At 33.9% G+C, this 19,566-nt stretch carries 18 protein-coding genes, 1 tRNA gene and 1 pseudogene; 6 read left to right on the top strand and 14 right to left on the bottom strand.

The window, feature by feature from the left end; translation table 11 throughout:
* Positions 1-93: 93 nt before the first annotated feature.
* On the bottom strand, positions 94-1,176 hold the full coding sequence (locus B0A67_RS18415; RefSeq protein ID WP_072963162.1) for a hypothetical protein: 1,083 nt from the start codon (positions 1,174-1,176) through the stop codon (positions 94-96).
* Between the two features lie 8 nt (positions 1,177-1,184).
* On the bottom strand, positions 1,185-1,709 hold the full coding sequence (locus B0A67_RS18410; RefSeq protein WP_072963165.1) for a DUF5004 domain-containing protein: 525 nt from the start codon (positions 1,707-1,709) through the stop codon (positions 1,185-1,187).
* A 482-nt stretch (positions 1,710-2,191) separates the two neighbouring features.
* Between B0A67_RS18410 and B0A67_RS18405 the strand changes: the two genes are divergently transcribed.
* Positions 2,192-3,790 carry a DUF6377 domain-containing protein gene (locus B0A67_RS18405; RefSeq protein ID WP_072963169.1) on the top strand — a complete coding sequence of 533 codons (1,599 nt, stop codon included), beginning with the start codon at positions 2,192-2,194 and terminating at the stop codon, positions 3,788-3,790.
* Positions 3,791-4,217: 427 nt separating this feature from the next.
* On the opposite strand, the gene B0A67_RS18400 is transcribed toward B0A67_RS18405, so the two are convergent.
* From B0A67_RS18400 to B0A67_RS18345, 12 genes are all read right to left on the bottom strand, one after another.
* Positions 4,218-5,441, bottom strand: coding sequence for a sterol desaturase family protein (locus tag B0A67_RS18400; RefSeq protein WP_072963230.1), 1,224 nt, complete (start codon positions 5,439-5,441; stop codon positions 4,218-4,220).
* 349 nt (positions 5,442-5,790) lie between these two features.
* Positions 5,791-7,077 (bottom strand): Glu/Leu/Phe/Val family dehydrogenase, encoded by a 1,287-nt coding sequence (locus tag B0A67_RS18395; protein WP_242670986.1) that lies wholly within the window; start codon positions 7,075-7,077, stop codon positions 5,791-5,793.
* 451 nt (positions 7,078-7,528) lie between these two features.
* Positions 7,529-8,383, bottom strand: a complete 855-nt coding sequence (locus tag B0A67_RS18390) for a DMT family transporter (protein ID WP_072963175.1) — start codon at positions 8,381-8,383, stop codon at positions 7,529-7,531.
* Positions 8,384-8,413: 30 nt separating this feature from the next.
* Positions 8,414-9,733 carry a serine hydrolase gene (locus B0A67_RS18385; RefSeq protein WP_072963178.1) on the bottom strand — a complete coding sequence of 440 codons (1,320 nt, stop codon included), beginning with the start codon at positions 9,731-9,733 and terminating at the stop codon, positions 8,414-8,416.
* Between the two features lies 1 nt (position 9,734).
* Entirely contained in the window at positions 9,735-10,175 is a 441-nt protein-coding gene (locus tag B0A67_RS18380) for a MarR family winged helix-turn-helix transcriptional regulator (RefSeq protein WP_072963182.1), read from the bottom strand.
* 190 nt (positions 10,176-10,365) lie between these two features.
* The gene (locus B0A67_RS18375; RefSeq protein WP_072963186.1) at positions 10,366-10,959 is read right to left on the bottom strand and encodes a 2OG-Fe(II) oxygenase; all 594 of its coding nucleotides are present in this window, start codon (positions 10,957-10,959) and stop codon (positions 10,366-10,368) included.
* 771 nt (positions 10,960-11,730) lie between these two features.
* On the bottom strand, positions 11,731-13,194 hold the full coding sequence (locus B0A67_RS18370) for a sigma 54-interacting transcriptional regulator (protein ID WP_072963237.1): 1,464 nt from the start codon (positions 13,192-13,194) through the stop codon (positions 11,731-11,733).
* Positions 13,195-13,415: 221 nt separating this feature from the next.
* Positions 13,416-14,534 carry a vWA domain-containing protein gene (locus tag B0A67_RS18365; protein ID WP_072963188.1) on the bottom strand — a complete coding sequence of 373 codons (1,119 nt, stop codon included), beginning with the start codon at positions 14,532-14,534 and terminating at the stop codon, positions 13,416-13,418.
* A 106-nt stretch (positions 14,535-14,640) separates the two neighbouring features.
* A complete protein-coding gene (locus B0A67_RS18360) occupies positions 14,641-15,018 on the bottom strand; it encodes a YchJ family protein (protein WP_072963191.1) in 378 nt (125 codons plus the stop codon).
* Positions 15,008-15,235: a hypothetical protein gene (locus tag B0A67_RS18355; RefSeq protein WP_072963194.1), complete on the bottom strand. Its 228-nt coding sequence runs from the start codon at positions 15,233-15,235 to the stop codon at positions 15,008-15,010. The genes B0A67_RS18360 and B0A67_RS18355 overlap by 11 nt, the downstream gene beginning before the upstream one ends.
* A gap of 92 nt (positions 15,236-15,327) precedes the next feature.
* Positions 15,328-15,474 carry a hypothetical protein gene (locus B0A67_RS25025; protein WP_089069566.1) on the bottom strand — a complete coding sequence of 49 codons (147 nt, stop codon included), beginning with the start codon at positions 15,472-15,474 and terminating at the stop codon, positions 15,328-15,330.
* The gene (locus B0A67_RS18345) at positions 15,474-16,016 is read right to left on the bottom strand and encodes a hypothetical protein (protein ID WP_072963198.1); all 543 of its coding nucleotides are present in this window, start codon (positions 16,014-16,016) and stop codon (positions 15,474-15,476) included. The genes B0A67_RS25025 and B0A67_RS18345 overlap by 1 nt, the downstream gene beginning before the upstream one ends.
* A gap of 88 nt (positions 16,017-16,104) precedes the next feature.
* Here B0A67_RS18345 and B0A67_RS18340 point away from each other — a divergent pair, with 88 nt between their 5' ends.
* The 5 genes and pseudogenes from B0A67_RS18340 to B0A67_RS18320 all read left to right on the top strand — a co-directional run bounded on the left by B0A67_RS18340 (position 16,105) and on the right by B0A67_RS18320 (position 19,469).
* Complete coding sequence (locus B0A67_RS18340; RefSeq protein WP_072963201.1) at positions 16,105-16,356, top strand: hypothetical protein; 252 nt, start codon at positions 16,105-16,107, stop codon at positions 16,354-16,356.
* A 466-nt stretch (positions 16,357-16,822) separates the two neighbouring features.
* Positions 16,823-17,263 (top strand): KTSC domain-containing protein, encoded by a 441-nt coding sequence (locus B0A67_RS18335; protein WP_041515768.1) that lies wholly within the window; start codon positions 16,823-16,825, stop codon positions 17,261-17,263.
* A gap of 259 nt (positions 17,264-17,522) precedes the next feature.
* Positions 17,523-18,284, top strand: a complete 762-nt coding sequence (locus tag B0A67_RS18330) for a DUF4369 domain-containing protein (RefSeq protein WP_072963204.1) — start codon at positions 17,523-17,525, stop codon at positions 18,282-18,284.
* Between the two features lie 18 nt (positions 18,285-18,302).
* Positions 18,303-18,689: pseudogene (locus tag B0A67_RS24805) on the top strand (peroxiredoxin family protein); the annotation flags it as partial.
* Between the two features lie 699 nt (positions 18,690-19,388).
* Positions 19,389-19,469, top strand: a tRNA-Tyr gene (locus tag B0A67_RS18320).
* Positions 19,470-19,566 lie beyond the last annotated feature (97 nt).

Raw genomic sequence — 19,566 nt, 5'->3', positions numbered from 1 at the left:
TCGGTCCTATGTCATTCGCATATCAATTTTGGGCTTGCGACCCGTTTTCGGGTTATGCTCATTTCATTAGAATTGATTTAATGTGATAGTGAATTATTTGTCTAAAGTTTTAAGAGGAATCGTCGTATCCGAAATCGTTTTGTCTTTATTGTCTTTTACCAAAACATGAATTTCATTTAAGCTCGGGACATCCTTAAGTTCTGAAACCAAATTGACAAATCCTTTTATTTCAGCCGTTGTTCCGGCAAACTCACCCTGAATTACTTTGCTTCCTGCTGTAATGGTATAGATCAGTTTGTTTACACCTGACTCATTGTTTTTTCTGGACATTCCAAGAAAATCTTTCTGACTGATTTGTAAAGGAAAAAATCCAAAAACCGGTGCTGGCGGCGGTACATAAGCTCCTGCGTACAAAACCTGATCCGGAGTTGTGCCTGCCCAGTCGTCTTTTACCATCAGGAAAACCAGATCTTTCATTTCGTAACCATCAGGTGCATTGTAATAATCTTTAGGAACCAAATCCATTTTGTAGAAACCATTTCCTAAATCTTTCAATTTCGTTTTGGCAACAATTTCCGGGAGCCATGATTGGTATTCTTGTTTAAGATCCCAATCGTTTAATCCGCTATGGATATGAACACTGGTAGCACCAGCAAAACCGGGAGCTAAATTGGCATTAAACAAAATAGTTAGTCCTTTATCAATCGTTGGTTTAGCCGGATAAGCTCTGATCAGCTCATTGGCTGTATAAAATGAGGTAAAATCAGTATAAGGCATATTTGCCACTTCACTTTGTTTTGATCCGTTTTTGTTTTTTATACGAAGCCAAAATCCTGCACTTGCTGCAATTTCAGTCGGGGTTTTAGAAAAATATTCTGTTGGAGTTAAAGTAATACTCCAAATTTTGTCTTTTACATGAGTCAGTTTTGCAAAGTCTGATGAGTTTTCCCAATTTCCTGCATCTGGTTCTGATGGAGACCAAATCCATAAGTATAAAACCTCATTTTCAGCAAATGTGGTTCCTGACAGATCAAAAAACCACGTCACTTTCTCATCATATTTGTATACTACAGGAAATGATGTCATACTCCCTACAGCTCCGGTTGTTTCTTGTGCCTGCACAAAATTAGGAGCGATTAATAAGGCGAGTAAAATTGTATATATAATTTTTTTCATATTGCTTTTTATTTAATAGCATTTAATTTAAACACATAAGATAAAAACACAGTACCTCCGGAGGCACGCGCCAGTTGAATTTCCATTTCACCGCCTTTACCCGGAATCGATGTCAATCTTAATTCATCTGTTTTTTGCGTTTTTTGTGCATCGCTATACAAATAAATCTTGACAGCATTGCCAGGAGTTGTTGGCTGAAAATCTGAACTTAGCTTCCAATATCCTTTTGGAGCAAATAGTGCAGGCACATTGCCGGTCACTTCATAACTTGTTGGATTGTTTTTTTCATCTACGTTGAATTTGATTTTAAAATCCTCATAGTTAAAATAGGTACTCAAGTTTTCTTCGCTGGGTTCGATCGCATTTGCCTTGGCAAAATCATCCACCATTTTCAAATTTGTTAATCCCCAGTTTCCACTTACTTTCTCATAAATGGTAATCGGATCAACGTAGCTTCCGTCTTCAGTGTTATCACAGCCAATGGCAAATAAACACATCATAAGAGCTAACCAGTAAATACTTTTACATCTCATAAATTTTGGTTTTTGTTAGTTTTTTTATCCCTCTAAAAGGACAGTACGAAACTAGATGTTAAATAAATCTAAAAAAAAAGATCTTTAAAAAATCAAGATATAATTAGCATATTTTTAAATACAACTACCTGAAAATCAATCAACTATTACGTTTTCGCAAATTCAAAAATCAAGATATTGTCGAGATGAAAAACGCAAATAATTAATGGTAAAAATGACAATATCTAAAATAATGCATATTATTTTTTCACTATACATATATTTAATTGGTTTTTATTGTATAATTGCAAGTCATTAGATTACTTTTAACACTTCGAAACCATTTTCACACTATAATCTTCCTTTCTTTATATATACTTGCGAAAGAAGCTACCCGATTTTTAAAAGTTGCCAATCAACAGCTCTTAAACTATTTTTGAATAACCAAACGAATTAACCCAAACCGAACTTAATTTTTTTACCCCCTAAACCAATCCAAAAACATGCGAAGAATAGTCATTCTTTATTTTTTTATTGCGGGTTTTTCTCTCTCTGCGAAAGAAACAAATCCTGTTCTGGAAGAATTAGATAAAGTACTCCTGAAAAAGGAGATTTACCTGAAACAGAAGTATCGTAAAATAGAGGCTTTAAAGAAAAATGTATCCAAATTTACTTTGAGCCAAAACAACGATCACCTCTATGATAATTATATGCTGTTGTTTGAAGAATATAAATCTTTTAAATACGATTCAGCGTATTACTATTTAGAGCAGGCCAAGATCAAAGCCAAAGTTCTCAAAGACCCAAAGTATCTCGCTAAAAGCCGCATCAAAGAAGGATTTGTATTGCTTTCCTCAGGCCTTTTTAAAGAAGCTATTGATACTTTGAATGTAATTGACGACAAAAAACTCGATCTTAAAAACAAATTCGAATTTTATTCTATAAAAGCCCGTGCCTATTATGACTTAGCCGATTATAATAAGGATCAGCGTTTTAATATTCACTATGTACAGCAAGGAAATCATTTCCTGCAAAAGGCATTAGCTTTAATTGGTACAAATACTAATGAATATTGGGCAGCAGAAAGCTTAAAACGACTAAAACAGCAAGATTGGCGCGGTGCAGAATTTGCTTTTAGCTACTGGATCAACAATTATAAACTACCGCCGGATTATTACGGAATTGCAACCTCAAGCCTGGGCTATATTTATTCTGAAAGAGGCTATACCAAAAAAGCCATTCATTATCTGGCCCTTGCCGCTATTGCCGATGTTAAGAATGCAACTAAAGAAACCGTCGCGCTAAGAAACTTAGCCAATGAACTCTTTAAAATGGGGTATCTGGACAAAGCCAATGAGTATATAAATATTGCCATGGACGATGCTACTTTTTATAATGCAAGGCATCGCAAAATCGAAATTTCATCGATATTACCCATCATAGAAAAAGCGCAATTAAACAATGTCAAGGAAAAGAATGACAAACTCGAGAGAATCATTATTCTACTCACGATCCTGACGCTGATTATCATTCTGTTCTCGATTATCATTTTCAAACAATTAAAAGAGAGAAATAAGGCCCGAAAAATAATGGCTTCGTCCTATGCGCAACTTCAGGAAATGAATATCAGCCTGAGTGAGGCCAATGCGATCAAAGAGGAATATATTACGTATTTTATTAAGGCTACTTCGGCATTTATTAATAAAATAGACCATATTCAGAAAAGTACGCTGCATAAAATCATCACCAAGAAAACAGATGAAGTCATTGCGAGCCTAAAACGTTATAATGTAAAGGAAGAACGCGAAAATCTATTTCATCAATTTGATGAAATCTTCCTGAAGTTGTTCCCCACTTTCGTAACTGATTTCAATAATCTATTCCCCAATGACCATAAATGTATCGTCAAGAAAGGAGAACTTTTAAACACAGAACTCCGCATTTTTGCTTTGTACCGATTAGGGATTCAGGACAGCAGTCAAATGGCAGAATTTCTTGAACTTTCTGTAGCTACAATTTATACGTACAAGACCAGAATCAAAAGCAGATCAGATTTTAAGGATACTTTTGAAGAGAAGATTATGGCGATTAAAAACATTTAAAAAAAATTGCCCACGGATTAAACGGATTGACACAGATTTGTTTTTTCAACCTTTGAGAAAAAATAGATACGAATTCACGAATTATGCACATAAAGAATATGTATAATAATTCGTGGCTATATTTTTTAAGTTTTATAATGACATTTCAAGTTGAATACACCTTTAAATATATTAGACTAGCTCCAGAGGAGCGACATGTTTATAGCAAATTTTATATGTGTCCACAGTAAAGCTCCATCGGAGCGACATATTTATTTTAGTATATAGAATATGTCACTCCTCTGGAGTTCTATGCAGCACCTTTATAGATTTCTATAAATATTACGTCCCACTGGGACTTTATTTAAAATGTCTAGAGATTAAAAATCCTTTTAAATCCTTCAATCTGTGGCAAAAAACGACAATTTAGATGTTGTTTCTTTATTCTTTACTCCGAAGACTCCAATTGCAAAACAACATTTTGATATCGTCTACTTAACGAAAACAATTGCTCGGCAAAAATCATAATGGCTAGCGGAATAAAGAAAAACGAAATCAGATTTTCTTCGTATAAGAAATAAGTCGTAAACATAAAAATCCGGGCATATTCAAGATAATACATCCATTTTCGCTGTTCTAATAAAGCACCACAATTGACTAAAGTGAGAAGGATAATCGAAAGCACGAAAAGTTTATCAACAACATTCAAAAATTCAAAATAATACGTAAAAACCGTTAAAAACAAAGTACAAACCCCTAACTGAATATAAAGATAATTCTTAAACCGAAGCCTTTGATGCGGATTGGTTTTATCCTGCAGAAAACGTTTTTCTAATATAGGCCGTATATCCTGATCCATGTGAGCAGGGCTTCCAAAAACAGCTTTCCATTTGGCTTTAAAACCTTCAGAACGTTTCCATAATTCATAGATTTCAAAATAATAATGAAAATGCTGCCACAGGAAACTATAACTTTTTAGCGGATGCGTTAAACCGTATTTGGGTTTTTCTTCTTCTTCCTGAAAGGTTCCAAAAAGCCGGTCCCAAAAAGTGAACATATCGCCGTAATTTTTATCTAAATATTTCTCGTCAGAAGCGTGATGAACTCCGTGAACAGATGGCGTTACAAAAACATATTCAAGCCATTTTATTCTGCCGATAAGCTGCGTGTGGGTAAAAAACGAATAAGCACCGTGAACAATAAGCATCGTAATGACCATGGACGGATGAAAACCTACCAGCGGGAGGATGCACCAAAAGCCGGTTCTCACTATGGCCTGAAAAGTGGTAATTCTGGCAGCAGCGGTAAAATTAAACTCTTCGCTATGATGATGTACAATATGGGCTGCCCAGAAAAAATTGACTTCATGTCCTAACCTGTGGTACCAATACCAAACAAAATCAGTGGCGAGAATTAAGGCAAACCAAACAAAAACATTGCTCGGAATGTCAAAAATTCTATAATTGTCATATATCAGATAATACAATTGATAGAAACTTGCCGCTATAAATAAATTGATCAGCCGCTCTGCAATACCAATACTAATATTAGAAACTGAACTTTCGTAATTAAAAATTTCCGGTCTCTTTTTGCGTTGCGCTAATTTATATTCTAAAAATAAGAACAGAAAAAAAGCAGGCATTGCAAAAGCTAGAAAATTAATATGTTTCATTTTAAAAATTCCTTTTTTGATTAAAAAAAAACTCAAATACATTTTACTATAAACACTGGGACAATTATTCTTAACACATAGAAACATAGCTTTTGTTTGCTCAAAAAAAGGACGTTTCACTTATTTAAAACACATCCCGATAGCTATCGGAACTATGCGAAAGAAATGTATTTCTTTTTGTATCCTTTATTTCACATAAAATCTATGTTACTATGTGTTTAATAATTTTTCACGTCATACAGCGCATTACTATAAACTTAAAACAAAGATATTTTCATCGATTAATACCTTCTCTTCTGAAAATAATAGTAATCAATGAAAACAGTCTTTATATTCTAAAACCTACTTTTTAATTCTGCTCAAATTTTGGCTCAGCCAAAGCAACTTCTTTTACAGATTGTGTATCGGCTACTTTTTGTAACGCAATAATATAAGCAGCAATACGAGGCGTTACGTTATGTTTGGCGGCGATTCTAAAAACAGTTTCAAAACCTTTTTCTAAAATATCTTCTAAACGGGTATTGATTTGATGAATTCTCCAGGATTCTAAAAGCGAATTTTGAAGCCATTCGAAATAAGAAACAGTAACTCCGCCGGCATTCGCTAAAATATCCGGAACAACCAATACATTATTATGATGTAATATTTGATCAGCATCAGAAGAAACAGGTCCGTTTGCACCTTCTACTATGATTTTAGCGCGAATCTCATGGGCATTTTTTTGTGTGATTACATCTTCTTTAGCCGCCGGAATCAAAACATCGACATCTAATAATAATAACTCTTCATGTTTGATGGCTACTGAATTTGGATATCCTTTAATGCTTTTATTATTGAGATTATAATACAAGATTAGTTCCGGAATATTCAGTCCTTCAGGATTATAAAAAGCTTCAGAAACATCACTAACAGCGACCACTTTTAGTCCTTTTTCGAACAAAAACAAAGCCGAATGCAATCCTACATTACCAAATCCCTGAATTGCAACAGTAGATCTTGCAGGTCTTAGTTTTAATTTTTGAAGCGCCAATAAGGTAATAATACTTACACCTCTTCCGGTTGCTTCTACCCTGCCCAGAGATCCTCCTGAATGCAAATGTTTTCCCGTTACAACAGCATGAATGGTTTTGCCGTGAACCAATGAAAACTCATCCATCAGCCAGCCCATTTCATCAGGGCCAGTTCCCATGTCAGGAGCAGGCACATCTTTTTCAGGTCCAAAAATATCCGCTAAAGCTTTGGTATACGCTCTTGTTATTTTTTCTAATTCTTTTTTAGAAAGTGTTCTCGGATCACAGATGATTCCGCCTTTTGCTCCTCCAAACGGAATTCCGGTTACGGCAGATTTCCAGGTCATCCAGGCAGCAAGTGCTTTTACCTCGTCGAGGTTTACCGCAGTATCGTATCGGATTCCTCCTTTTGATGGCCCTAAAGCCGTATTATGGATTACGCGATATCCTTCAAAATTTTGTTCTTTACCGTTGTCTAAGGTGATCGAAAAATTAACAACAATTTGCTTTTCAGGCCGTTGTAATTTCTGTCTGATTGATTCGTCTAAGTTTAGAATATCAGCAGCGATATTAAAGCGATCAATCATAGATTGAAAGGGATTCTGTTTTATTAATTCTGTACTCATGATATATTTTTTTAATTTGGGTAATTTTTATTTCGAACTTTATGTTTTAAAAGCTTTTGCACTATCAAAAAACTTTCTGTTTTCTAATTACTGCAACATGGAATTTTCATCAGACAGCATTGCATCATACTATTTGTATTTCTATTTGATCTCATTGTATTCATTTTTTAATAATTCTAAAAAAAAGCCTTTCATGGTGCATGAAAGGCTAAAAAAAAAAATAACTAACAAGTATTTCTCTATTAACGCCATTTCATCGCATAGTCCTGCATGCAACACATTGTGAAGCAGCACTTGCATGGGATGATATAAAGACTATAGTTTTTCATTGTTACTGCAAATCTATAAATATATTTCTTAAATTCTATAGAATTAGTAGAGTTTATTTTCAACAAATAATAAACACAACACAAAAACACCTGTAAATTAACGTTTTAAGGCCTGAAAAAAATTATTTAAATTGCGAGATAACAATGAAAATAATAGAAATCAGAGCTAAAAAGATTCCAAAAAAATTGATTTTTGATAATTTTTCCTTGAAGAACAGCAAGCCAACAAGACTTCCTAAAATTATTACCCCCATATTCATTCCGGCAAAAACCGTTGAAGGATTTTCAGCAAAAGCCTTATGTGCTTTTAAATAAAACAAAATATTTCCGAAATTAAAGATCCCTACCAATGCGCCAAAAAGTATGTTTTTGGGTTCTAATTTTATCTTTTTAGAGCCAATTTCATACAGTGCAATTAATATAGCAACGCTAAAAGCAATACAAAACACAACAAAAAGGGATGTAGGGTAAGGCAAAGTAGTATAAAGTGCCACTTGTTTAAATAAAATATCTATAACTCCAAAACCTATTAAGACAGCAGCCGGAAAAAACCATTTATTCTCTGTATTCTCAGATTGTTTTCTTAGAATAAATAAGAGAGCCAGAAAGCCAATTACAATTCCCACAATCTTATAAGTATTGAATTCTTCCTTAAAAATAAACCAGGCTGCAAGTATGGGTATGAATAATGATAAACGCTGAGCTGCATCTGTTTTTACAATACCAATATGTTTTATTGAAGCCATTAAAGACAAAAAAACGAAAGGTAATAAAACGCCAATGGCAATATATATATTCCAGGGTGCTGTTGAATCGATTTCACTCAGATTGGGGCTAAAAGTAAAATAACAAAGTGCTAAGGCAACCACATAATTAAAGGCTACAATTTGAGTTGGATTGCCTTTGTATTTTCTGGTAATTTTAAAAATTACACCAACAATAACGCTACAAAGAATACTTAAAACAAGAAATAACATAGAATTAAATTTTGAGCACAAAAATAGTACTTAAACTCCTTTAGTTTTATTTTTCACCTCTTTTATTCCAGCCTTTTTAATCTCTAACTGTGTAATTTTCCCTTTTTTATTTTTAATAAATTCCAATGTAGTATTTTTATTATCAGAGCGAAAAAATTTGGTTGCAGATTCAGGAAACAATTCGATATTGTAATCAATATAATATAGTTTATTGTCTTTCTTTAAAATTTTGATGTCCCCATAATCGCCAATATACTGATCATAAACTTTAGTATCTATTGCTGCCTGAATGTGTTTATAAGGAAGCTCTACCTCTTTCCCGAAACATATTCCGGCAAGGCCATAAGAGATATAATACGATTTAGACTGATTATTGGATAAAACAGTAATGAAAACTTTATCCTCCGGAAATTTGTTAAACGAAGTCATTGCCCCAAAAAAACCACCATCATGAGCAATCATCTGATGGTTTTGATTATAAAAAGGATTGATCATAAATCCAAAACCAAAATTCTGATCATTATAAGAGGTGAACATTTTTTTCTTTGATTCGGCTGATAGTAAAATTTCACTATCAAAAAGTGCTTTGTTCCATAAATTTAGATCTTCAACAGTCGAATAAATACCATCATGACCAAAATTAAAATTCCAGTTGACATATGGGTTTTTAACCAATTTATCATTTTCAAAATAATACAATTGCGTCATTTTATCGACTATAATATCATTCGTTGAAACACCTGAATTGTACATTTTTGCTTTATCGAATACATGCTGTTTCAAATATTCTGAATACGATTGTCCGGATACTTTCTCGATAATTCGGGCCAATAAATAATAACCAATGTTACTGTAGGCTGTATGGGTTCCCGGCTCAAACAACAAAGGCTTTTTTGCCAGATCGCTATAAACAGAATCTTTATCAAGATCCGTTCTGGTCAAATACAATTCATCAAAATCCATTTCTAAACCAGAATTGTGACTCAACAACATTTTTAAAGTGATTTTTTCTCCTTTAGGGAAATGGCTAAAATACTTACTAAGAGGATCCTCTAATGAAAGTTGCTTTTTTTCTGCCAATTGCAAAATAGCGGCGGCCGTAAATTGCTTTGAGACTGAAGCCAGGCTAAATTTAGAATCTATCGTATTTTTTACTTTCCATTCGTAATTAGCAAAACCATATGCTTTTTCAAATACTATCGAATCGTTTTTCGAAACCAATACAGTACCGCTAAAATCATTAATGGCAAATTGCGCATCCATGTATTGTTCTAATTTAGTACTAAGTTCTTTTTGCGAATATCCAAAAGTAAATACCAGCAAAACCACTAGAGTTAACCTTGATTTCATGCTATTTATTTTTACAATTGATGATTATTTTATTGAGCGTTTTATCCAGCAATGCTATTTCTTCTAAGGATAATCCATCAAGTGCTGTCTGCCTGTTGATTTGAATAACCGGCTGTATTAGTTCGAGAGTTTTTATTCCTTTACTGGTGATTACAAGATTAAATTTTCTTCGGTCTTCCTGATGAATCGTTCGAATTAAATATTCATTTTTGACCATTAATTCGATCATTCTCGTAATCGAAGCATTGTCTTTGAAAACAAGATTGGCCAGTTCGTTTTGAGCAATATCCTGATTATCATTTAGTATAATTAAAACCAAACATTGATCTACAGTAATATCTTTTACTACTTTGGCAATATTTTTCTGTGCCAGTTTTCGATATTCTTTTATTGCCTTTTCTATTGAATACAATGCGGTTCCGGTTGGATTTTCAAGTTTCATGGTTTTTTATTTGAGACAAATATAATTGATATATCAATATAAACACTATTTTTGCACAAAAAATATTTGCTGTAAATTAAAATGAGAGTTTTTAACGCAAAGAGTTTTGTCGCAATCCCGATAGCTATCGGGATTGCGACAAAATTCTCATTTTTCTATCCTCTATTTTCTTTTTTCTTTTTTCTAAAAACTAATCACTCTTTAACCAGCCTGTAATACTCATTCTTGTGTTTTGAGTAACCAAAACCTCATGAACCAATTCATTGCTTTTAAAGAAAACGGTTTTACCCTGAGTAGGTGCTATTTTCTGATCGTTGTTTTCCTGATGGATCATTAATTCTCCACCATCGCTTTCCTGCCAATTACTATTGAGGTAACTGATCATAGAGTATTTACGACTTGGATTATTTTTAAACTGATCTAAATGTTTGAGATAGAAATCTCCTGTTTCGTACAACGAATAATGAAATTCGTAACCCGTAATTCCGGCATAACAGCTTTCATTCAGATAAATAATAAAGGCATCGATTTGAGCAAAGAACTCATTTTCGAACACATTATTGTGTTTTTTATCCAGCCAATAAATAGAATCACTTCTAATCGCGCCGTCATAAGACACTTTCTCTGAATTCCCGATTCCTGCAGCCATCAACAAACTTTTCTGATTGAGATCCAATAAATTTTGCTTTAAATGATTCGCTAATTCAGGACTTAAAAAATGTTCTGAGATACCCACTTTGTTTTCAATATAACTCGCAATCAGATCTTCGAAACCATTTTCCATTTTGTTTTTGGGAAAACTGCAAATACAGTCAACGGAGCAAGGTAGAGTAATTAAAAATGGAAAGGTGCTGTTTTTGAATAAATTAAAAAAAAGAGAAAGGCAACCATACTTTTGGCCAGCCACGCTACTTCGGTAGCTAGCTCCTATCCCAATGTTACTAAGTTAAGGAGAAAACTATAAAATAATTTAACAGCTTAATCAAGAAAGCAATTAGAAAAATCCGTTTTTATCAGCGTTTTCGCTTTAGCGAATCAGTAAAATCAGCATCTAATTTTGACGCAGATAAAACAGATTTACTTCGTAAAAACGCGGATAAAAACGGATTTGATTTGCAATAATTTTATTTTCTAAAAGCTTAACTTAATGACATTGGTTCTTGTACCTATCCGATCGAACGGACGTATTAATCAGTCTCTCCTGATAGTTATCGGGATCAGATTCAGTCTCAGTTTCACCGAATCTTGTCATCCTGACAAAGGAAGGATCACACTAGAAACTCCGCAATAAAAATCGCCAATTTTTACAGAGCTATACTTCTGAGTCAACTTCTCGATAAAAACTTTGACAAAATTTTTTACCCATCGTTTTGTCAGGCTGAGCGGAGTCGAAGCCCATTCCAATTGGAACGCCCTTCGACTCCGCTCAGGGTGACAAACTTAAAAATCAAGTTAATAAAAATTGCCTGAAAAACTGAAACAAAAAACCCGACAGGTTTTAAAAACCTATCGGGTTTGATTTGTAATACTCAATCTTAAATTTATAATTGATAATTTACAATTTACTAATATAACTTCCGTACATATCTTTAAACTGATGCCCTTGTGCAAAGCGATCTTTGCTTAATTTTTTATATTCTACCAATCCCCATAAAATAAATTCTTTAAAGAAATATTGGTCTTTTTTATCTAATTGAGGCTGGTATTTCTTCAATAAAACATCTAACGGAGTTACTTCATCCAAAATAGCCTGATATTCATTATCTGAAGCATCATCTAATAATTCGAAACCACTTTCGGCAAAAAACCATTCGATTAAATCTGAATATGGTGTTTTTGCGTCTGGTTTTTCAAGTTTCTCGATCTTAGGTAAAAGTGTTGGAAACAAAGTTCGAATAGCTGATCCTATTAAGTTTTGTGCCACCGCAGCAGCTCCCTCCTGTTCTCCTTCGTAAACCAATTCTACTTTTCCGGTAATCGCAGGAATAATTCCGATGAAATCAGACAAACGTAAATTTGTTTTGTCTACTCCGGCTTTTAAGGCACGGCGTTCTGCCGTACTCATTAAATTTTCGAAAGCAGTAATACTCATTCTCGCACTTACACCGCTTTTATTGTCGATGTATTCGCTGTCACGCGCTTCAAAACTTATTTGTTCTAAGATATCTTTGGCTAAACTTGGCACATAAACCAATTTATGTTGTGTTTCATCCAGCTTTGCCTCTTGTTCTGTAATCGTTCTGGCAATGGCAACACTCTCCGGATAATGCGTCAGGATCTGAGATCCAATTCTGTCTTTCAATGGCGTTACAATGCTTCCACGATTGGTGTAATCTTCCGGATTCGCTGTAAAGATAAATTGCATATCCAACGGCATTCTGAGTTTAAAACCTCTAATCTGAATATCGCCTTCCTGCAAAATATTAAACAATGCGACCTGAATTCTGGCTTGTAAATCAGGTAATTCATTGATCACGAAAATACAACGGTTCGCTCTCGGGATCATTCCAAAGTGAATTACGCGATCATCTGCATACGATAATTTCAGGTTTGCAGCTTTGATTGGGTCAACATCACCAATTAAATCAGCTACGGTTACGTCCGGTGTTGCCAGTTTTTCAGAGAAACGCTCGCTTCTGTGCAACCACGAAATTGGGGTTTCATCTCCTTTTTCATCAATTAAATCTTTTGCAAAACGAGAAATTGGATTCAACGGATCGTCATTGATTTCAGAGCCCGCCACAAACGGAATATACTCGTCTAATAATTCGACCATTTTACGTGCCAAACGTGTTTTTGCCTGACCGCGAAGTCCTAATAAATTGATGTTGTGACGTGATAAAATCGCGCGCTCCAATTCTGGAATAACGGTATTCTCGAAACCATGAACGCCCTCAAACACAGGTTTTCCGGATTTGATTTTCTCACGAAGATTATTTCGTAATTCGTCTTTGATACTTGTACTTTTATATCCTGAGGCTTTTAATTGTCCTAATGTTGTTATATTATTTATTTCCATTTTTATTGAAATATATGTTTTGTTGTTATTTTTTTTTAATGACAAAAGATTGTGTCATTACTTTGTGCAGATGCACTGCTTTCCGTCTCTACAATAAACGTTATGTATAAAATCGCTTCGACTCCGCTCAGCGTGACAAAACGAAAACCTTTGAACCTTCACGAAAAACCACTTCGACTCCGCTCAGCGTGACCACTGTAAACTGAGACTGAGGCTAAAAACTACCTCACTCTCTTTTTCCTGTTCGTCTCATAATCTTCAAAAATCATTTCACCCAAACCTTTAAGTCCTGTATAAAATGCTTTTCCCTGATTGGCTTCTGTGAATTGATTGACAAAACGCTGCAAATACGGATCGTTTGCAATCATAAATGTGGTAATAGGTATATGTAATTTTCTGGCTTGTTGCGCCTGTGTGTAACATTTATCTACGATATATTCATCAAGCCCGTTACTATTCATATAATAGGAACCGTCACGCTCGCGCACGCAGCTTGGTTTCCCGTCAGTAATCATGAAAATTTGCTTGTTGGTATTTCGCTTTCTGCGCAAAATATCCATTGCTAACTGAAGTCCTGCCACTGTGTTTGTATGATACGGACCAACTTGCAGGTATGGTAAATCCTTGATTGGAATTGTCCAGGCATCATTTCCAAACACCAAAATATCAAGCGTATCTTTTGGATAACGCGTCGTGATTAATTCGGCCAGAGCCATGGCTACCTTTTTAGCCGGTGTAATTCGGTCTTCACCGTATAAAATCATACTGTGGCTGATGTCGATCATCAAAACCGTACTCATCTGGGCTTTGTATTGAGTTTCTTCGACCACCAGATCATTTTCGGTTAGCATGAAACTTTCAACACCATTATTGATTTGGGCATTCCGAAGACTTTCGGTGAGTGAAATACGCTCTAATCCATCTCCAAAATTAAATTCACGGAATTCTCCGGTATGTTCATCGCCATTTCCGGCATGTTTTGTTTTGTGATTTCCTGTTCCGGAACGTTTTAAATTTCCAAAAATTTGATCTAAGGCTTGTTGCCGAATCGCGCGTTCTGTTTTAGCAGTGATTCCAAAACCGCCCGTTCCATCCTCTTTAACCTCGTCTTTTATGTAACCTTTCTTTTTTAAATCTTCGACAAAATCATCGATTGTGTAGTTTTCGTCGGTCAGTTTATATTCTTTGTCCAACTCCCGAAGCCAGTCTATAGCTTCATCAAAATCACCCGAAGTATGGGTAATCAGCTCTTTGAAAATACCAAAAAGCTTTTCAAACGGAGACTGAAATGGGGCTTCGTATGTCTTAAAATAAAAACCTTTTTTAAATTCGTTTTTCATAATTCTAAAATTACGCTATTTTAGAATTATGAAAAAAGAAACGTTTATTAATTTTTAGTTAAAGTATTTCAATAAAATAAGCCCAAATTGGCAAGAAGTCTACTAATTATTCAAACTTTCCGTCAACATAATACCAGGCATTATTTTCGAATCTGAAGGTCGAAAATTCATAATGCACCTGTGGCTGCTGGTTTGAATCGAGAAAATAGGCTTTAAATTCGACCGTATTTTCAGTAGCATTTAGAATCTCTAATTTTTGCCACTTATTGCTTGTTGCCCACTTCAGAATCTCTGGTTTCGAATAATATTTTCGTTCAGAAACATACGTGGTTTCCATAAGATAATCAGCATTATGAGTGGCATACGCCGAAAATCTTGAACGCATCAAAGCCAAAGCTGTTAGCGCTTTCTGATTGTTTTCGAGATACAATCCGCAGCAATCTTTAAACAATAAACCGCTATCACAAAAGCATTTATTCTCCATCAACCTGCTCTTCGCCATTAATTTTTACATGCAACTGATTCAGTAAAACCTGGTATCTGCTGATTTCTCTTAAATCTTCATCTTCTTCTGCATGATCTAACATTTCGTCTAAAGTCTCATTTACTTCAAGTAATTTGTTATTGGCTTCTCTATTGTTTTTTGCGGCAATTAAATCTATAATTTCCTGTACGCTAATTTTTAAATCTTCGAATTTCATATCTATTATTTTGTTATTTTTTGTTTCAGGTTTCAGGTTTCAAGTTGCTGAGCATAACTTGAAACCTGAAACAAAGAAAACTTGAAACCTTTTTATTCCTGCGCTTTGTCTTCGTTGAACTTTTTGATAATTTCTTTTAATTTTTCTTTACGTGCAATTTCAGCCTGTTTTACTTTGTTTTGGGCTTTGTGCAATTTGTCGTTGTGCTTTTTGATATTCCTTTCGTTGTTGCGTCCCATTATATTTCTCTTTTAATTTCTTCTAAAGTTTTCTCTGTGTAAATCAATTCGTTGATAATTTGCTTTCGTAAATCATCGATATCATCATAATCAAAATGTTTTGCCCATGATGTTAATTGCTGAAAATTCCTGATCTGTTTGATTCTTTTTGTGGTTTCAAAACTGGTCCTTAAAATTGGTTTTCCATCATATTCAGGATTTTTCTTATGCTGATACGTTACAGTATTTTTATCAAAATCAGCTTCGATATAATATAGTTTCTCTTCGGCGTTGTCCGGATAAAACTCGTTCCAGTTGGCAAATCCTATTTTTGTTTTCGATTCGGTTTCCGGTTCACGCGCTACCAAACGCCATTTACTGTTGGCCAGTCTTCCCCAATGATTCGAAACGCGGTACATTCCGGCTTCGGTATAATAATAGGTGCTTCCGGCTTTGCTTTCAAACTGTTTCTTTAATCCTTCAATTTGATTTGAAAGGACTTCATGAAAAACACAAAATGTATTTTTGAACGAATTAGGATGTGGTTTGAAGTTTTTTTGCATGTGCAAATATACTGAGATTGTCAAGAACTCCCTAAAACAAACATAAATTGATTAACTTTGTACCTTATAATTTTAAAATAAAAAAGTCATGTCTAAAGATTCACAAGAAAAAATGTTGCAAAAAGGGGTTTATACCGGCATCATGGAGAAAGATGAAAACAATAATTATTTTTGTGGTGAATATCTTTTAGATTATAAAATCGCACACGCCAATCACGCTGTAGGTGACTTGATTACGATTAAATCCGTGATTGAAAACCCTAGTGATATTAGCTACGATAAATATCCAAAGAAATCAAAAAACTTTCATAAAGCGAATCAGAAACCTGAGGATAAATAAAAAATTGTTTCAGGTTTGAAAGGAGAGTTTAACCGCAATCCCGATAGCCATCGGGCGCTAAGATTTTCCGCAAAGTTCGCAAAGCTTACTAACACAAAGCTTTGCGAACTTTGCGTTTTTATATAAAGTACTCAATTAAAAAACTTTGCGTGCTTTGCGGTTAAAAAACTTCTTAAAACTAAATATCTTACGAAAACTAATGCCCTAGCCCTGATAGAAGTGGAAATCCTTTTGTGCTCGGGTTCAGCATAAAAGATTAGAACGGATAGCGGGAAATAGCTCCTAATTATTTTTAAACAAACAAGAAACCTTCTTCCGGACATTCAGAATCAATATTTTAGATATTTTTCGAATATTTTTTGCTTCAAAACTAAAAAGTTAAAAAAAAGTGTACCTTTGCAAAAAATTTGTCTTTTTGAACAATTAATTTCAATTTCAAACTAATAGACAAGTAGTTACCTTATTTATGAAAAAAATAGTTGAATACCGCAAGTTACTAAACGTAGACAAAACTGCAGAGTTAAAAGATTTAAAAACAATCTATCGTAATGCGATGAAAGAATCTCATCCTGATAAATTTCAAGGTGATGACGCAGGTTTGAAAGAAGCAGAAGAAAAAAGTAAGGCTATCATTGAAGCATATCACTTTTTGGTAAGCATTAATCCTGAGACGATTAAAGCAAATTTACCTGAATATACAGAGACTATCGCAACTTCATCAATTACTGATTATAAATTTGTTGAAGGTCGTTTGATTATCGATTTTTCTAATGGAAGTGTTTACGAATACATCAGTGTTCCTAAAGCAACTTACGTGAAAATGGTAAATGCTGATTCTCCTGGAAGATTCGCAAAAAGACACATTTTGAATTCTTTTACCTGGAGAAAGAAAACAAATCAGGAATAGATATATACCAAAATATTTACAAAAGCACTCCCTTACAAGAGTGCTTTTTTTATGCACAAAAATCAAAAAATTATCTATTTAAATTCATAATAATAATATAATTAAGAGTTTTAAATCAAATCAAGACAGCAAACACCTTGATTACATGCGAATTACACCTGTAAAAACTATAACAAAATTTTAGGTTACAAAATTCTGTATGTTTTATAATTTTAGATACTTTTGTTGCACAAATCAATTAACTAATTAATTTTTTATAATGAAAAAAATACTTTTTTTACTAACCGCTTCTGTAGCGATTATTTCATGCAGTAAAGTTAAAGACGGAGAATACTTAATTACAGGAACTGCAACAGGTATTGAAAACGGAAAAACAATCATTTTACAAGGTCAGGACCCAACAACTAAAATGGCAGTATCACTTGATACAGTTAAAGTTGAAAACGGAAAATTTGAAATAAAAGGAAAAGTAACTGAACCAGCTTTTCATACTTTAATCCTTCAAGGTGCAAACGGACCTATTCCGTTTATATTAGAAACAGGAGAAATTGCTATTACAATTGATAAAGACAGTATTCATAAATCTAAAGTTTCAGGAACTTACAACAATGATGAGTACGTAAAATTTAATGAGGACTTAACTAAAACTCAAAAAAGTTTAATTGACTTTCAGAAAAAGAATACTCAAAAAATGCAACAAGCTCAACAAGCTCAGGATACAGCAACTATCAATGGTTTGATGAAACAATACATGACGCTTCAAACTGAAGTACAAGCTAATTCTAAAAAGAAATATTTAGCTTATGCTGAAACTCACCCAAAAGCGTATATCTCTGCTTTGATTATCCAAAGTATGATTTCTGATCCAAGTGCTGATATCAAAAAAACTGAAAGTTTATACAATTCTTTAGATGAGTCTGTAAAAAACACTACTCCTGGAAAAGAAATTAAAACAAAACTAGGTCAAGCAAAAATGCCTGCAGTTGGTGCGTCAGCAGCTCCTGTTGGTAGCCCTAACTGAAGAGCAGATTTTTCAGCTCCTAATCCGGAAGGAAAGGTAGTTTCGCTTAAAGAAAGTTTAGGTAAAGTTACTATCGTTGATTTCTGGGCTTCATGGTGTGGACCATGTAGAAAGGAAAATCCTAATGTTGTAGCGATCTATAAAGAACTACACTCAAAAGGATTGAATATTGTTGGGGTTTCTTTAGATAAAGAAGCAGCAGCCTGGAAAGAAGCTATTGCTAAAGATGGTTTAACCTGGACACAAGTTTCTAACTTGAAATTTTGGGAAGAGCCAATTGCAAAACAATACGGGGTAGAATCTATTCCTGCAACTTTTATTCTTGATGCATCAGGAAAAGTGGTTGCGCAGGATTTAAGAGGTCCTGAATTAAGAGCAAAAATAGTAGAGCTTTTAGCTAAATAATAGCCCTGCTATAATAAAAACAAAAAATCTCCCTTGTGGAGATTTTTTTGTTTTAGGCTATATTTCATAGTTAAAAGACAAACTTTGCAAAGCTTCATATGGTGATTAGCTTCGTGAACTTTGTGCTTTTAAAAGTATTCTTAACGCATCCTCATCGCTATCAGAATTGCGTTCTCTGTGGTAAAACATCAGAGAGTCAATTTTTATCTTTCTCTATACTATTAAGCTCTTACCTTAATTTTAGTGCTGCAAGCACAAAGAACGTTTAAGCTAAATTAACACGGATTTAAAATATCTTTCGCCGTTTATCAAAACAATGTATTAGCGGGCTTAAAAAACTATTATAACTGAAAGTTGTTACGCTATTACTACTTTCAAAAAAGCAATTCCTTATAATCTTAGTCAGCCTCTATTTTTGTAATTTTTATTCTTATTTCATAAGGAAAAGTAGTTACTATTACCACAAGATAACAACATTAAAAATAAAAAACGCACGACTAACCTATAAGAATAATCCTGCATTCAAAAACAAATCAAAAAAAAGTCCAGAATCGACGTTTTTTATTTTATTCAATTCCAACGAATTAAAAAATAACTTTAAAATAACTTAAAATTAAGTTCATTTTTTGTTTGTAAACATGAAAAACGTTCCTATATTTGCAACCGCTTAGAACAACAAAGCGCACTAACGCTGAGATCGGGGAGATACTCAAGCGGCCAACGAGGGCAGACTGTAAATCTGCTGTGAAAACTTCGCAGGTTCGAATCCTGCTCTCCCCACTAAAAGTCCTAATGAAAATTAGGACTTTTTTTTTATGGATAAAATTTTAAAATAAATTACAATTTTTTAAAATTCTAAAGGATCAAACGCAAAGCT

This window comes from Flavobacterium aquidurense (assembly GCF_002217195.1).
Taxonomy (GTDB): domain Bacteria; phylum Bacteroidota; class Bacteroidia; order Flavobacteriales; family Flavobacteriaceae; genus Flavobacterium; species Flavobacterium frigidimaris.
This window is presented reverse-complemented; position numbering and strand designations above follow the sequence as displayed.